Below are 14353 nucleotides of genomic sequence, written 5' to 3' on the forward strand. Positions count from 1 at the left end.
CGATTTTACTATGACTCGCTTGTTCCACCAAAAACCTCTTGCATGGGTCCGACATTCTTAGTAGCGAATGCAACAGCGCTCTCGACAGGGAGCGTGGTCGCATTTGTCCACTTCAGATCAGGTCATCCCCGCAGAGGATTCGCATGCACATGGCAGCCGCAGACACCGAACCATCAAAGTCATACACCCACCCGGCAGGTCCGGACTCGAAGCGAGACAGGTGGCGCAAGAGCCGGTTCTGCGGGGCGACCAGCGGCTGCCTCGAAGTGAGCGCCCTGGGTACCGGAATGACCGGCGTCCGCGACAGTGTCCTCGACGATTCGAGTCCTGTCATCATACTCGACCGAGATGTCATGGCCAGCTTCCTCGGGCGTATCAAAGCCGGACAGCTTGACCTCAGATAGACGAAACACCCCTCCTTTCTGAGAATTGCAGAGGCCCGGAAGGTTACATCGGGCGGCTTCCGGGCCTCCGGGTGAGAGCATGTCGCGGGCCAGTTGAAGTTGCTGCACCTGACGGCCGCGATAGGACTCGGCTCGGTCGAGGTGCCGACCGACACGTCCTGGATCACGTTCCTGCGCGCCCCGGCCTCAGGCGTTCTGGCCTGCGATTTCTTCACCGTTGATACCGTCTTCCTCCAGCGGATAACGTGTTCTTCGTGGTGGAGATCGCCACCCGCCGGGTCCACGTGCCGGGTTCCCGGCAACCCGAGGGGCACGTGGGTGACGCAGCAGGCCCGGAATCTGCTGACGGACCTGGACCAGAGCGCTCAGCGTTTTCGTTTCCTCGTCCGCGACCGGGACACCAAGCTCACCGACGCCTTCGACGCCGTCTTCACTGCGGCCGTCATCGCCGTCCCGCGGACACGACCGCAGACCCCACGAGCAAATGCTTATGCCGAGCGGTGGGTCGGCAGCGTCCGCCGCGAATGTACCGACCGGCTACTGATCTTCTCTCGGAACCCTCTTCAAGCCGTGCTGAAGACCTATGCCGATCATTTCAACGGCCATCGTCCACATCGTTCCCTGGGAGAACCACCGCCTACTCCCCCACCCGAACCGATCCCCATCAAGGTCAACACCACCGTTCGCCGGACACGACTCCTCGGCGGCGTGATCAACGAATACCGCAATGCCTCATAACGATCAACGCATCCACGAAAACGCAACTCAAAGCCAGAATCTAAATTTGAAGCCCCACAGGCGGCAGGTCTGCACCCAACGCTTCATCCTCGGCATCCGCATGATCTTTCCCTTGTTCGGAGAGCCTCACCTTCCCTGGCCGCGCGAGCTCGAGGTGATCCGTGCGAGCTGGGCTCGGAGGTCTTCAGGGGTATCGGCATCCACCGTATCGACCTCGTTGACCTGCTCGCTGGACAGCGGGCCGCGCAATGCCCACCAGCGGCGGCGGTCGGAGATCAGAAACCTCCACTCGGAGAAATCGCTTTCCAGTTGTGTCTTGGCGGTGAGAGTGGAGTTGCTCGTGGAGCGCATCGTGAAATCCCCAGGGAGATCGGGACGTGAGAGCAGGTGAGTTCAAATTCAAGATCATTGCGGCCTCCATGATCGGGTGAACAGCAGACCGGAACAAGCCGGGGTAGGTAGCGCCACCCAACTTTCGGACACGCGACTCGGAGATCCTGCTTGAGGGCCACGATGTAGCTGGTCCTCAATCGCATCGGCAGTCCCTGCGTTGGGGACGGCGTCCTTCGCGGCGTGCGCGGGTCGCCGAGCACGACCTCCCACCAGAGCCGCGGCGGCGTCATCACGATGGCCGCAGTCCGATGGGCTCAAGTCTGGGAGTGCCAGGTACGTGCGCATATTGCCCAGTGCGATCTCGGCACGAGGGCTGCTGGGTCCTGTGGGAATGTGCCCGGAGGCTAGGCTCACGGGTGCGGCCACCTGGGTGAGCCTGGCCTCAGCGGTCGCCGCCGCCGAATCTCTCAGCCGAGCTTGGCCACGTTCAACAGCAGGTTCGGGGAACCGCTGCGGGTATCGCTGAGCTTGCCGGACTCTGCTGTCCTCACCAGTGCGTCCTGGATTTGTTGCGGGGTGCGCCCGGGTGCGCTGACAGGTAGAGGGCGGCGGCCCCCGCCGCGTGCGGCGAGGCCATCGACGTGCCGCTCATCGTGGTCGAGTTGCCGCTGAGGTTCCCCCACTCCGCGTCGGCGCCGCCGATCTTTGCGGCGTTGAGATCCCCCGCAAGCAGCAAGTTGGCGGCCGCCGCCGCCTCGCGATGACGCACACGACACGGGCATGCCCGGAGCGTCGGCGCGCGCCGCCCCGCCCCCCCCAGGCGTGCCCTGTGCGATGGGTGTAAGCGTAGGTGTCACCCGATTTGACAGCGGTGAGCTCGTACCGGCCCTGTTCCGGCGAGCCGCACCCGCTTCCCGCGCACCTGACGCTCCAGCACCGTGATCTGGTGCCGCAGCAGCCGCTTGGCCGGATCGGCACGAAGTTCAAACGACCGGATCCGAGCGCGATGACTTCCGCGGCCGTCGCTGGTCAACACATCAGAGCAGATCCATCCGAGCCCAGGAGGAACCGTGAGCGAGCAGATCACCAACGCCCTACCCCCGGTCGTCGACCGGCAGACCTGGCAGACCGCGCTCGACGATCTGCGTTTGCGGGAGAAGGCCGCCACCCGTGAGCTCGACGCGATCGCTGCGCAGCGCCGCAGACTGCCGATGGTCGAGCTCCCGGACTACACGCTCATCGGTCCGGACGGCCCGATCCGACTGGTCGACGTATTCGACGAGCGCTCCCAACTCATCGTCTACAACCACATGTGGTCCGATGGCGCGGAGTGGCAGTGCGGCGGCTGTACAGGACTGACGTCGCAGTACGTCCGGCTGGGCTTCCTCGACAACTACGATGCCCGATTCGTCATCGTCACCAACGGGCCCATCGAAGAAGCGCTGGCCTACAAAGCCAAGGTCGGCAACACGATGGACTGGTACTCGTCGTCGGAAAGCCCGTTCGGCGCCGACGTGGGCGCGCCCCCCGGCGCGGGCTTCGCGGTGAACGTGTTCCTTCGCGACGGCGGCAAGGTCTACCGCACCTGGCACACCGACGGCCGCGGTACCGAACAGCTCAGCTACAGCTTCGCGTTGATCGACGTCCTGCCGTGGGGCCGCCAGGAGGAATGGCAGGACTCACCCGAGGGTTGGCCGAAATCGCCCACCTATTCCAAGTGGCTCGACTCTCCCGACGTCGCCCGGCTCTACGGCCCGGACGGAGACACCGATGCGAGGCAGGCGAGGTCTGCTGTGTCCTAGCGATGTGAACCGTGGGGTCAGATGAAGGCGCGCCACCGGCTTGCCGCCCGGATAACCTGGGCTTCCGCCTGGCACTGGCGGCGTGACCCGCGCAATGGCAGCAGGTACGGCCGGACGATCACACGCACATCTACCGAACCCGCGGAGGCGACCACTGCATATGCTCGTATCTTCGATACTCCTCAGTGAGGCGGTGAAGCGAGCGCGAACTCAACACCTCTTGTGCACAACATTGGCGCAGAGGCGTTTGCGACGGCGGGATCAGTTCAGGGGCGGGGTACTTGCCGGTGGTCGGCGGTGATCTGTCGCTCGCTGGTAGTCGAACCCGAGCCCGAGCAGTCTCGGTTCGCTGAACGGCCGTCCTAGAAGTTCGACTCCTACCGGCATTCCGTCGGGTGTGAAGCCGGCTGGGATCGTCAGGGCGGGGAAACCGGTATTGGCGGCGAGCGCGCAGACCCTGAGCCCCTCCTGAGGCTGCCCGATCAGCGCGGCCTGCTGTGAGACCGCCGGGTAGACCAATGCGTCCAGGTCGTTGTCCCTCAACAGCTTGTGGAGCAGCCGTTGCGCCTGTGCGCGCCGGGCCAGCCGCTGGTGGTAGGCGTCCTGCGGGCCGGTCGAGGTGCCCAGCCGTTCCTTGAGCCGCTTCAGGACCGTGGGCGTGACCTGGCCGGAGGTGACGATGTCGGCCAGGGTCACGATGTGAGCCGGTGGCTCCAGCCGGGCCAGCGAACGCGGGAATCGTGAGCCTGGTGTCGCCAGGTAGCGGTTGAGGTCGCGTTCGATCTCGTCGGTGAACACGCTGGAGGCGTCCACTGCCGACACCAGCGCGGGTTGGGCCGGCAGATCGACTATGGTCGCGCCCTGCGAGGCCATGTCCTGGACGGCCGTCCGGACGAGCGTTGTCGTCGTCTGCGCGGGCCCCGACGTGCTCAGGTAAGGGGTGAACACGCCGATGCGGGCGTTGACCAGAGCGGTGTCGTGCAGTGCGGCGGTGTAGGTGCGGGGGATCCGTCCGATGGACGCCTTGGTGGACGGGTCGTCCGGGTCGTATCCGGCAGTGGCGTCCAGAATCAGTGCGATGTCGCTGACCGACTTGGCGATGGGGCCGCCGACGTCCTGGGTGTCGGAGAGAGGCGCGATACCGTCGCGGCTGGACAGACCCTGGCTCGGCCGCAACCCGACCAGGCTGTTGTGGGCCGCCGGGCTGCGGATGGAGCCGCAGGTGTCTGAGCCCAGGCCGGCGGCGCCGAAGCCGGCTGCGATGCCAGCACCCGTGCCGCCGCTGGAGCCGCCCGGGTTGCGGGTCTGGTCGTAGGGGTTGCGGGTCTGTCCACCGAGCGAGCTGATGGTCTCGACGCCGGAGGCGAACTCGTGCAGGTTGGTCTTGGCGACGATGATCGCGCCAGCCGCGCGCAGCCGCGCGACCTGCTCGGCGTCATCGGCGGTGCGCCAGTGCTTCAGCGCCAGCGAGCCGTTGGATGTGGGCAGGTCCTCGGTATCGAAGTTGTCCTTGATCAGGAGCGGGATGCCGTGCAGCGGGCCGCGGACACGCCCCTGGCGGCGTTCGGCGTCGAGCCGGGCGGCATCGGCGATCGCCGCCGGGTCCCTGCGAATGACCGCGTTGACACCGGGCTGGTCAGCGTAGGCCTCCTCGTAGGCATCGATGCGCGCCTGGTACGCCTTGACCAATCGGACCGAGGTGACCTGGCCGCTCGCCAGTAGTTCGCGCAACCTGGTGGCGTCCATGGTCACCACCCATTCAGCGATGTCGGCCGGTGTCGCCCGGTTGCCTGCGCCGCCAGGCGCGGCACCGTTACCCGTTGCCGCACCGGCTGTGATCACAGGCGCCGTCAGGACGACGATACTGGCCGCTAAGGCCGCTGCTCGGTTGTGCCGGTTCCGCCTTCGTCTTGCCACATCGGCCTCCTCGTCACCGATTGGCGCCTCGACGTACAGCACGCGAGGTGTGCGTTCGGCCCAGCCGGTCGTGACGAGCCGCAGGGCGCACGGTTCATGCGGCGCGGCGCCCTGCGCGGCCGTGCACGCAAGCCCAACCAAGCGCACATATCGCGAGGATCGAGGGAGCGGCGGTGTCGGGAGGCGTTGGTGCTGGGGCCCATGGCCGATCAGTCCCGTTCGGCGTCCTGGTTGATGCGCTGTTGGAGTTGGGTGTTGATGCGCTGGGCTTCGGCGAGCTGGTCTTCCAGGATGATGATGCGGCAGGCCGCCTCCAGCGCGGTGCCCTGATCGACCAGGTCGCGGGCGCGTTGGGCCAAGCGCAGCTGGTAGCGGGAGTAGCGACGGTGGCCGCCGGGCGAGCGTTGCGGGACGAACAGCTTGGCGACGTCCAGGCCGCGCAGGAACCCCGGGGTGACGCCGAGGATTTCGGCGGCACGGCCCATGCTGTAGGCGGGGTAGTCCTCATCGTCTAGCTTGTCGTCCAGCCTGGTGTCGAGCTCGGTGCCGGGGCCATCCTGTGCTGGGTGGGTGCCGGACCCAGCCGGCTGAGGTGCTCTCACAAAACCTTCCGTACTGTCATAGGTGCCGAATGCGTTCTGGGGAAACGACGGGCCCCGGCGCCAAGGCGGCGCCGGGGCCATGAGGTACAACACCATCTATCCGGCGTTGCGGCCGGATAGCTTCCACGCCAGCCGCCGGAGGCGGGGGCGCGGGGATCGCGGATGCGTGACCGTAGACCACCGTCCAATCTGTGGGGCTGCGGTACCCGCGCGGCGTGATTGGAGCCTGCGACGGGCGATCCCGATGGTGCCGCCAACCTCCTTCCGTATCTTCCTTACCTGCGTTTCCTGCGCTGTTGCCACTTGCCTTCACATCACCGGCGGCCTGTTGGCCGCCGGGCGCGCGGCCAGCTGCCGGGGTCCCTTTCACTGCGTTGACCTCGACACGCCTGGCCCGCGCCATCCATCCGTGCGGGCAGTTCGTCATCTGCCACGTCTCATGGACTTGTTCTTCGTCGATGTCAGGAACAGTACCCCACGTCGCTGCGAATATCTACCTTGACTGGCAGAGATTTTCGGGGATCGGCTGGTGCGTTTGTCTGCCGCCGGTGCGTAGACACGCGCCGAGTTCGGGTCTCCGGGGCCGTGTGGTGGGCGGTTTCAGCAGATGAGGCGGGTGACAGCGCGATGCACGGTGGCACGCGTGCGCTGCGTTGGGATGGGGTCGGCGGCATCGGTCTCGATCTGCAACTCCTCCAGGATCATCCGCCGCGCGTCCCAGAGGACCCGCCTTCGGTATCCCGCATGCGATCGCCTTCCGGGGCCTTGGGGGTCTCCCAGTCCTGGTTCTACAGTCGATCAACCACAGGCCCACCCGCCGTGAGCAGCGGCGGAAGCGCCTGAATGAGGAGATCAAGAGGTTGTTCACCCGCAGACAAGGCTGGTCCGGGCAGGCTTGAGGGCCAGCGCTGCCCGGGGCTGCCCCCGCACCCCCTGGTCCGCCAACTCCAGCGGCCAGCCCGTCCACCCCACCCAACAACGGCGACCCCCGCTGTGCTGAGCCGCCCCTGGACACGCACCCTGCGGCGGCTGGGAAGGGGCGCCAGGCCCAATGAGATACCGCCGTCGTAGGCGCCCACGGGGTTCCGGTCTCACCCCAGTTGGAGGACCACCACCCGTTCACCGGGTCCGTTAGCCGCGATGACCGGAGACTGGGCGACGAAAGTTCCCCCTCCGGCTCTTGTTCAAGGTCGCTCGCAGCGGGTGTGGCTTCATCGGGCGCGCAATGCCCGAGTGCGTGTGCGGCGGTACGGCGATGGCGGTGGACGTCGTGCCGGACGTCGGGAACCTGGGAACACAGCCTGGGCGGCCTGCGGTTGTGCTGACAAGGAGCGCGTGCTCGCATGCAGCAGGGCGTCGCGGCCGGTCCGATGTGAAAGAAGCGTGGGGGCACAGTGACTGATATGGCGACTGCGAAGGAACGCCTGATCGCTGACCGTGCCAGCACTCTTAAGCTCCTGGCGTCCTTGAACGGGGACTGGGACGGTGTCGTTGAGGCTTCGGCTCAGGCCAATACGGACGACGAGCACGACCCGGAGGGCGCCACCATCGCATTTGAACGCGCCCAAGTCGAGACATCGTTGGCCCGTGCCCGCGCACGTCTGGCCGACATAGACGCCGCACTGCACCGACTCTGTGAGGGCAGCTACGGAGCCTGCGAACAATGCGGTGGCCCCATCGGGGCGGAGCGCCTGGCCGCCCGGCCGTCTACCCGTACCTGCTTCGCCTGCGCCAATACCTGACCCACTCCCGGCACCGCCAGCATGCCTCGGTCCTCCTCTAACAGGCCATCACCTATAGCCTCCTATGCCAAACTCCTCTACCGCACCCTCCCCTGCGGAGTGGACACCCTAAGTGCTGGAACAGGGTGTCCGGGGTGGGTGCGAAGAATGCGCAGGTCAGAATTTGGAGGCTAGTTCACGGCTGGGACGTGACGTCGTGATGGGGCGGCAGGATGGTGGCGTCCCGGAGTCTGCGGGCGAACTCGGCGGGGTGGGCGGCGAAACCGGTGTGGCCGCCGGGCAATTCGATCACCTCGCGTCCCAGTTTCCGGCCGAGTTCCTGGTTGACGCGGTAATTGGGGTAGCCGCGTGATTGCTCGCCCGAGACCAGCACGATCCGGCCGGCATGGGGGGTGAGCGCGTCGATGTCGAGGTCTACGGTGGTGTACTGGCGCAGTTCGCGTTCGAACCAGTAGGTCACGTTGGCGTGCGCGTGCTCGTTGAGCTCGCGGTTGGTCGCCCTGCTCATGATGGGACGATCCGCCTCGGAGAACAGCTCACGGAAGTCCTGCAAGGCGGGTTCAATGCCGGATCGGCGGTACAGGTCGTACAGGCCGAAAAGAAGATCCAGCCAATGCTGGGCGTCGTCCAACTGCTTCATGGCCGCCGGCTCGTAGGGGGCGAGTGTGGCGACCACCGACGGATGCCGTACCAGAAGCTCCAGCACTATGACACCTCCGGAACTGGTGCCGAACACGGTCGCGGGACCTTCGCCCACGTGCTCGATCAGCCGCCGGACGTCATCGGCGTCGGTCTTCAGCCGGTGTTCGTAGTCCTGCGCTCCGTGCAGGGTGCTGCGGGAGAACCCGCGCCGGTCGTAGGTGATGACGGTGTAGTGCTCCGCCAGGTGTTCGGCGACCTTGCCGAACACCCGAGCATCGCCGTTGGCCCCGGGAACCAGGACGAAGGTGGGGCCGCTCCCACGGCATTCGTAGTAGAGCCGGGCTCCGGGGACGTCCAGGGCACTCATGCGCTTCCTCCTTGGTCGGCTCGGTGAGCAGTCACGTTTCGAGTGGGGCACCGGAGCGCGTGTCCGCCCGGAGCAGGGCCGCATGCCGGAGGGAGTGGTCCGCGGCACGGGCCAGGAACTGCGCGATGGCCGTGAGCTGAGGCACGTCGAAGTCCTCCAGCAGCGCGGCGATATCGCGGCGCAGCGGGATGAACACGGCGGACAGGTCCTCGATCCGGTCGGGGACCGGATGCAAGATCTGCTTGCGCCCGTCGTGCGGGTCGGGCTCGCGGCGCAGGTACCCGGCCTGCTCCAACCGCGCGACCACTCCGGTGATCGCGCCGCTGGTCAGCCCGGTGAGCACGGCCAGCCTGCTGCCGGTCATCGGCCCGCGCTCACGCAGCAGGTCCAGGCACTTGTGGTCGGCCGGGCCGAGACCGAGCCGTTCGGCGGCCGCCTGGTGAAGCAGGACGGTCGCGGTGCTGTACCGCCGGGCCAGCCGCCCGACGATCTCCTCGACGAGGTCGTGCTCAACCGGAGTCTCGCCCGCTGTCCGCACTGATACCCCTCTCTTAATCGCTTAGTTAGTAAGCTATATGCTGAGCGAAATGAGTCAAGCTCTGTGGCCCCGACCGTTCCCACCTCGGCGAAGGACCAGAACGCCCGCTCCGCCATCGGGACGCGCTGTGGCAGGCCAGCCGCAGATCCTCGCCCGCAGGGGCATCGACGCCAACCTCGCAGCGAAGGCGCAGGTCACGGCAACGAAACTAGGCTCTGAGCGGGACAAAGATGACAAAACCATGCTCGACGGAGGAGGCTCTCCCCGGCGCCCGGAGCCCGGAGGAGTGGACGATCGGGGGAATTGCGCGGTGATGAAGTTCCGGACCAGAGTCGAGCTGGGCGGTAAGACCGCGACCGGCTTCGAGGTTCCCGCCGAGGTGGTCCAGCAGTTGGAGGCGGGCAAGAAGCCGAAGGTGAAGGTGACCATCGGCGGGCACAGCTACCGCAGTACGGTCGCCGTCTACGGTGACCGGTACATGCTGCCGTTGGCCGCCGACAATCGGAACCGGGCGGGTGTCGAGGCGGGAGAGGAGATCGAGGTCGTCCTCGAACTGGACACCTCGCCTCGCGTGGTCGAGGTTCCCGAGGACTTCGCGCAGGCCCTTGCCGCGGAACCGGCGGCGCAGCAGACCTGGGACGGCCTGTCCTACAGCAACCAGCGCTACCACGTGCTGCAGATCGAGGGTGCCGAGACCGAACAGACCCGGCAGCGGCGCATCGCCAAGTCCATCGGGACACTCAGCCAGGGCAAACCTCGCTGAGAGGGCATTGGAGTCCACCGGATTCGGTGAAGTCCGTGATCTACCTGGCGCCGGTCGGCGGTTGCCGCAACGGGACAGATGGCTGGCGTGTCCGGCCATTTCACCGCCATGTATCTGACTTTACGCATCCGCCTGATTACGATCTGCTTGGCGGGCGGCTGAGGGAGGGCCCCGGTCGGCCGCTGATCGAAAGGGCCGCCCCTCACCGGTGCTCGGCGCCCTGCTCCGGCTGGCGCGCCCGCACCGGACCGAAAGGAGCAGGATGCAGGCATTCCAGACCGGCGAGATCCCCCACGGCTTCGCGATCAACGAAAACGGTGGGCTCATCCACTACCAGTACGCGATCGTCCTGGCCGTCCCGATGGCCAACCAGGGCGGTTGGGCCGGCGACGGCTACATCAGCTTCGGCAGCGACTGGGCGGACGTGCGGCTCCGGGTCGCCGTCCACAACGGCAGCACCTGGACCACCGTCAAGACCTACGACCTCACCGCCGGCGGCCCCCGCGTCGGTGACCAGCTCCCCGCCTCATCGCAGAAGGTCAGCATCGGCCGGGTGAAGAGGGGCCCCAACGACATGGTCGACAACGCCCCAGCGAGCTGGCTGCTGCAGTACCAGACCACCTAGCCCCCGGATGCGTTCCGGCAGTTCGGCCCCGGGTTCTCTCCAGCCGGGCTGCCGGAACAAAGCGCCCGCCGGGACGGTCCGTGCTGGCGCTCTCCGCACCTTGCTCAACCGCTACCTCGGATGTCTGGGGTTACGCCTTGAGGCCTGTGGCTTCCGCTCGGGCGGGCGGGTTCAGCGGGTTCTGTGCGCACCTCCGTTCACGTTCAGCACTTGCCCTGTGATGTGGCGTGCCGCCGGTGAAGCGAGGAAGAGCACCGCCTCGGAGATGTCGTCCGGGGAGGCGGCGCGGCCGGTCGCGGTTGCGGAGACCAAGTTCGCACGCCTTTCGTCCGACAGCCGGTCCCGGAAGAACTCTGTGTCCGCGACGTAGCCGGGCGAAACGACATTGGCGGTGATCCCGCGCGCGCCCAGTTCGCCCGCCAGATCCAGATTCCAGGCCGCGAGCCCCGCCTTGGCCGCCCCATAGGAGCCCGCGCCCTGATCGGCGGCGATCGATCCGATGCTGACCACCGCGCCGCCCGCGGCGAGACGCTCGTCCAGCGCCTTCGTCGTCAGTGCGGCACTGACCAGGTTCGCGTCAAGGTTGGCGCGGAAATCCCGGGCGTACGCGGCCAGGTCCGACCTGCCGTCGGCGTCGAAGTCGGTGTTCCCTCCCGCGTTGTTGACCAGCACCTCGATCCTGTCGGGCAGGTCTGCCACGACTCCTACGAGTGCCTCGGGGTCGGTGTGGTCGCACACCAGGGCTCGGGCACCGAGCTCGTCCGCCAGTGCCTTGAGGGGACCTGGGCGGCGGCCGGTGATGATGACGGCCTCGTGCCGCTCGGCGAAACGGCGGGCGATGGCGCGGCCGATGCCCGTACCAGCACCTGTGACCAGGATGTTGCGTGGCATAAGCTAAGCTCCTCATTGTTGTTTAGGTCTAAATTTAGATCTAAACATAGCATCCGAGGAGAAGCGCATGGCAACAGGGGCCAGGACAGAGGGCACAGAGGACGGTGCGACACAGTCGCTGCCGGAGGCCGGTACCGCCGGCGATCTCGTCCACGAAATCGCCGGCGCTTGGGAGCGGGAGCGTCCAGGCACGCCGGTCTCCTCGATCCGAATCGTCACACCGATCTGGCAACTGGCCAAGCTCTTTGGTGACGATCGGCGCTGGATCCTCGCCCGCGCCGGGGTGGACGCCGCCACCCTGGACCTGCTCAGCGTCCTGCGTCGAAGCGGTCCCCCCTACACGCTCAGCACCCGTGAGCTCAGTCAGCGCTCCCTGGTCACCGCCGGAGCGATCTCGCAGCGCGTCGCCCGTGCCGAACGCAAAGGCCTGGTGGAACGCCACCCCGCCCAGGGGCGCCCCCGCACGGTTCAGGTCACGCTGACGGCCACCGGGCACGAGGTGGTCGAGGCAACCGTTGACCAGGTCCTCCACCGGGAAGCCGAAATGATCAGCGGGCTCACATCCGACCAGCAGACCCAGCTCGCGGAGCTACTCCGCGTTCTTCTCCAGCAGGTTCAGCATCGCGCCGGCGACGACCGGATAACGCATGTCGGGCAGGACTGAAGCCATGCCCGACAATTCCGTCGTGCAGGTCAGGTGGGTGCAGCGAGGGCCGACCGTCTCGGGAAGCAGACCAGGCCCGCGCACACCACCCAGTGGTCGCCCCTACTCGTTGTCGGTGCCACCGCGTTTAATCGAGGGGTGGACGTAGGAGAGCGCATCGCTGAGCTGACCGCCGAGGTCAAGCGGCTGAACGACCTGTACTACGGCGCCGGCGACAGCCCGCTGCCGGACGCTGACTATGACGCGCTGAAGGACGAGTTGGCGGCGCTCGTCGCCGAGCACCCGGACCTCGAGCCCGCCGACAGCCCTCTCGGCAAGGTCAACGCGCCTGCGGAGCTGACCGGCCCGATCGTGCGCCACGCGCGCCCGATGCTCTCGCTGGCGAAGGCGACGAGCGAGGAACAGATCGGCACCTTCTGTGGGCGCTTCGGCGGCCAGGTCTTCCGCGTGTCGGAGAAGCTCGACGGGCTGTCGCTCAGCGTCGTCTACATCGACGGAAGGCTCGACTACGTCGCCACGCGCGGCACCGGCACACTCGGCGAGCTGGTGACCGCGAAGGTGCGCCACGTGATTCCGGGCCTGCCGGCCGAGATCCAGGCACCTGGACGCATCGAGGTCCGCGGCGAGGCGGTGATGCTGCGGTCGGTGTGGGCCGCCTACAACGAAGCGCACCCCGACCGGACGCTGACCAACCCGCGGTCGGGCGCCGCCGGGACGCTCGTGCTGAAGGACCCGGAGGCGGCCGCGCGGGCCAAGCGACTGCTGCGGTTCTTCGCGTTCGGCGCTGATCGCGACGGCGTCGCGGTGGAGGTCCCGGCGGGCATCGACCCGGTCGCCCAGTACGTGTGCGTGAGTGTCGAGGAGGTGATGGACGCGATTCACGAGATCGGTGGCCGCCGCGACGGGCTGGACTACGACATCGACGGCGCGGTCGTGCGGCTGCACCACCCGGCGGCTTTCGACGCGGCGGGATTCAACAGCGCCGAGCCGCGCGGGGCGATCGCGTTCAAGTATCCGCCGGAGGAGAAGCTCACGAAGCTGCTGTCGGTCGGGTGGCCGGTCGGCAAGATCGGCCGCGTTCCGCCACGCGCGAAGGTCGCGCCCGTGTTCGTCGGCGGCGTGACGGTGGAGAACATCACCCTGCACAACCCGCGGCTGATCCGTGAACGTGACCTGCGGATCGGTGACACGGTGGCGGTCGTGCGGCGCGGCGACGTGATCCCGTTCGCGGGCCGCTCGCTGCCGGAGGAGCGCGATGGGAGCGAGGTCGAGATCGTCCCGCCCGCGCACTGCCCTTCGTGCGGTTCCGAACTGGAGGTCCGCGGCACCGGCGAGGAGCGCTGGTGCGTGAACCTGCAGTGCCCGGCGCAGGCGACGCGCCGGCTGATGCACTGGGCCTCGCGGCAGGCCGCCGACATGGAGGGCGTCGGCGACGTCTGGATCGAGAAGCTCGCCGAGGACGGCGTGCTCAAACGCCGAAGCGACTTCTATGACCTGACGGCCGAGCAGTTGCTCGGCTACGAGCGAATGGGCGAGGTCAGCGCTAACAACATGGTCGACTCGATCGCGTCCGCCAAGGACATGGGCCTGCGTCGCGCGCTGATCGGGCTGGCGATCCCCATGGCCTCCGAGGGCACGGCCAAGCGCCTGTGCCTGGCCGGCTACGAGCGCATCGAGGACATCGCGGCGGCGACGGTCGAGGACATGGTGGCGATCCGCGATATCGGGCCGAAGGTCGCCGAGAGCATCGTGGCCTTCTTCGCCCGCACGGAGATCCAGGAGGAGATCGCGGCGCTGCGTGAGCGCGGCGTGAACCTCGATGTACTGGATACGGACCGGCCGGTCGACACGGCCGCCGCGGTCGACTCGCCGCTCAAGAGCAAGTCGGTCGTGATCACCGGCGCGTTCACCGACCCGCGCTCGGGCGCGAAGATCAGCCGTCCGGACGTCACGCGCCTGGTCGAGCAGATGGCGGCGACGACCGCGTCGTCGGTCTCGGCCAGCACCGACTACCTGCTCGCCGGCGACAACGTCGGCGCGGCCAAGACCGGCAAGGCCGAAAAGCTCGGAGTCACCGTCGTCGACCAGGACCAACTCTGGCGCTGGCTCGCCGACGCCGGCGTCATCTAGAGACCGGGGGCTCCCTGCCGCAGGGCCGCGGTCCCGTTGAGAGCGTCCAGCAGTCTGTGCAACTGGGCCCGGAAACGCCGGACGTGCAGGTTCTCCGCCCGCTGCACGTCGGTGGGCAACGCCTCTCCGGCCAGCGCCCGGTGCACGCGCGGACGGCACGCGCCGCGGAGCACCGCACGGTCGTGGAGCCCACAT

16 protein-coding genes are annotated in these 14353 nt (G+C 67.4%); 8 read left to right on the forward strand and 8 right to left on the reverse strand.

Annotated features, from left to right (window positions below; all coding sequences use genetic code 11):
- Nucleotides 1–149: 149 nt before the first annotated feature.
- Nucleotides 150–404, forward strand: a complete 255-nt coding sequence (locus AMA02S_RS45030; RefSeq protein WP_169806843.1) for a DUF397 domain-containing protein — start codon at nt 150–152, stop codon at nt 402–404.
- Nucleotides 405–722: 318 nt separating this feature from the next.
- Entirely contained in the window at nt 723–1142 is a 420-nt protein-coding gene (locus AMA02S_RS40425) for an integrase core domain-containing protein (RefSeq protein ID WP_218005012.1), read from the forward strand.
- A gap of 126 nt (nt 1143–1268) precedes the next feature.
- Here AMA02S_RS40425 and AMA02S_RS17975 read toward each other — a convergent pair whose 3' ends face one another.
- Together AMA02S_RS17975 and AMA02S_RS44245 are read right to left on the reverse strand one after the other, a co-directional pair.
- Nucleotides 1269–1493: a hypothetical protein gene (locus AMA02S_RS17975; protein WP_067459805.1), complete on the reverse strand. Its 225-nt coding sequence runs from the start codon at nt 1491–1493 to the stop codon at nt 1269–1271.
- Nucleotides 1494–2022: 529 nt separating this feature from the next.
- Nucleotides 2023–2244 (reverse strand): S8 family serine peptidase, encoded by a 222-nt coding sequence (locus AMA02S_RS44245; RefSeq protein WP_067459808.1) that lies wholly within the window; start codon nt 2242–2244, stop codon nt 2023–2025.
- Between the two features lie 301 nt (nt 2245–2545).
- Here AMA02S_RS44245 and AMA02S_RS17985 point away from each other — a divergent pair, with 301 nt between their 5' ends.
- A complete protein-coding gene (locus AMA02S_RS17985; protein WP_067459811.1) occupies nt 2546–3277 on the forward strand; it encodes a DUF899 domain-containing protein in 732 nt (243 codons plus the stop codon).
- 261 nt (nt 3278–3538) lie between these two features.
- Here the strand turns inward: AMA02S_RS17985 and AMA02S_RS17990 are convergent, their stop codons facing one another.
- Both AMA02S_RS17990 and AMA02S_RS43540 read right to left on the reverse strand, forming a co-directional pair.
- Nucleotides 3539–5023, reverse strand: a complete 1485-nt coding sequence (locus AMA02S_RS17990) for an amidase (RefSeq protein ID WP_218005013.1) — start codon at nt 5021–5023, stop codon at nt 3539–3541.
- Between the two features lie 380 nt (nt 5024–5403).
- Nucleotides 5404–5679: a MerR family transcriptional regulator gene (locus tag AMA02S_RS43540; RefSeq protein ID WP_067459814.1), complete on the reverse strand. Its 276-nt coding sequence runs from the start codon at nt 5677–5679 to the stop codon at nt 5404–5406.
- 1520 nt (nt 5680–7199) lie between these two features.
- Between AMA02S_RS43540 and AMA02S_RS18000 the strand changes: the two genes are divergently transcribed.
- The gene (locus tag AMA02S_RS18000; RefSeq protein WP_067459817.1) at nt 7200–7538 is read left to right on the forward strand and encodes a TraR/DksA family transcriptional regulator; all 339 of its coding nucleotides are present in this window, start codon (nt 7200–7202) and stop codon (nt 7536–7538) included.
- Nucleotides 7539–7713: 175 nt separating this feature from the next.
- Here the strand turns inward: AMA02S_RS18000 and AMA02S_RS18005 are convergent, their stop codons facing one another.
- Together AMA02S_RS18005 and AMA02S_RS18010 are read right to left on the reverse strand one after the other, a co-directional pair.
- Nucleotides 7714–8547 carry an alpha/beta fold hydrolase gene (locus tag AMA02S_RS18005; RefSeq protein ID WP_067459820.1) on the reverse strand — a complete coding sequence of 278 codons (834 nt, stop codon included), beginning with the start codon at nt 8545–8547 and terminating at the stop codon, nt 7714–7716.
- A gap of 31 nt (nt 8548–8578) precedes the next feature.
- The gene (locus AMA02S_RS18010; RefSeq protein WP_067459823.1) at nt 8579–9085 is read right to left on the reverse strand and encodes a MarR family winged helix-turn-helix transcriptional regulator; all 507 of its coding nucleotides are present in this window, start codon (nt 9083–9085) and stop codon (nt 8579–8581) included.
- A 313-nt stretch (nt 9086–9398) separates the two neighbouring features.
- Between AMA02S_RS18010 and AMA02S_RS18015 the strand changes: the two genes are divergently transcribed.
- A complete protein-coding gene (locus AMA02S_RS18015; RefSeq protein ID WP_067459826.1) occupies nt 9399–9848 on the forward strand; it encodes a YdeI/OmpD-associated family protein in 450 nt (149 codons plus the stop codon).
- Nucleotides 9849–10110: 262 nt separating this feature from the next.
- Entirely contained in the window at nt 10111–10473 is a 363-nt protein-coding gene (locus AMA02S_RS18020) for a hypothetical protein (RefSeq protein ID WP_157430665.1), read from the forward strand.
- A 171-nt stretch (nt 10474–10644) separates the two neighbouring features.
- On the opposite strand, the gene AMA02S_RS18025 is transcribed toward AMA02S_RS18020, so the two are convergent.
- Complete coding sequence (locus AMA02S_RS18025; protein ID WP_067459831.1) at nt 10645–11364, reverse strand: SDR family NAD(P)-dependent oxidoreductase; 720 nt, start codon at nt 11362–11364, stop codon at nt 10645–10647.
- A 67-nt stretch (nt 11365–11431) separates the two neighbouring features.
- On the opposite strand from AMA02S_RS18025, the gene AMA02S_RS18030 reads away from it, so the two are divergent.
- On the forward strand, nt 11432–12028 hold the full coding sequence (locus tag AMA02S_RS18030; RefSeq protein WP_084265273.1) for a MarR family winged helix-turn-helix transcriptional regulator: 597 nt from the start codon (nt 11432–11434) through the stop codon (nt 12026–12028).
- A 138-nt stretch (nt 12029–12166) separates the two neighbouring features.
- Complete coding sequence (ligA, locus tag AMA02S_RS18035; protein WP_067459835.1) at nt 12167–14158, forward strand: NAD-dependent DNA ligase LigA; 1992 nt, start codon at nt 12167–12169, stop codon at nt 14156–14158.
- Here ligA and AMA02S_RS41885 read toward each other — a convergent pair.
- The gene (locus AMA02S_RS41885) at nt 14155–14331 is read right to left on the reverse strand and encodes a hypothetical protein (protein WP_218005014.1); all 177 of its coding nucleotides are present in this window, start codon (nt 14329–14331) and stop codon (nt 14155–14157) included. The two genes, ligA and AMA02S_RS41885, sit on opposite strands and share 4 nt — an antisense overlap.
- Nucleotides 14332–14353: the final 22 nt, after the last annotated feature.

Origin of the sequence: Actinomadura macra NBRC 14102 (assembly GCF_001552215.1) — a bacterium.
Taxonomy (GTDB): domain Bacteria; phylum Actinomycetota; class Actinomycetes; order Streptosporangiales; family Streptosporangiaceae; genus Spirillospora; species Spirillospora macra.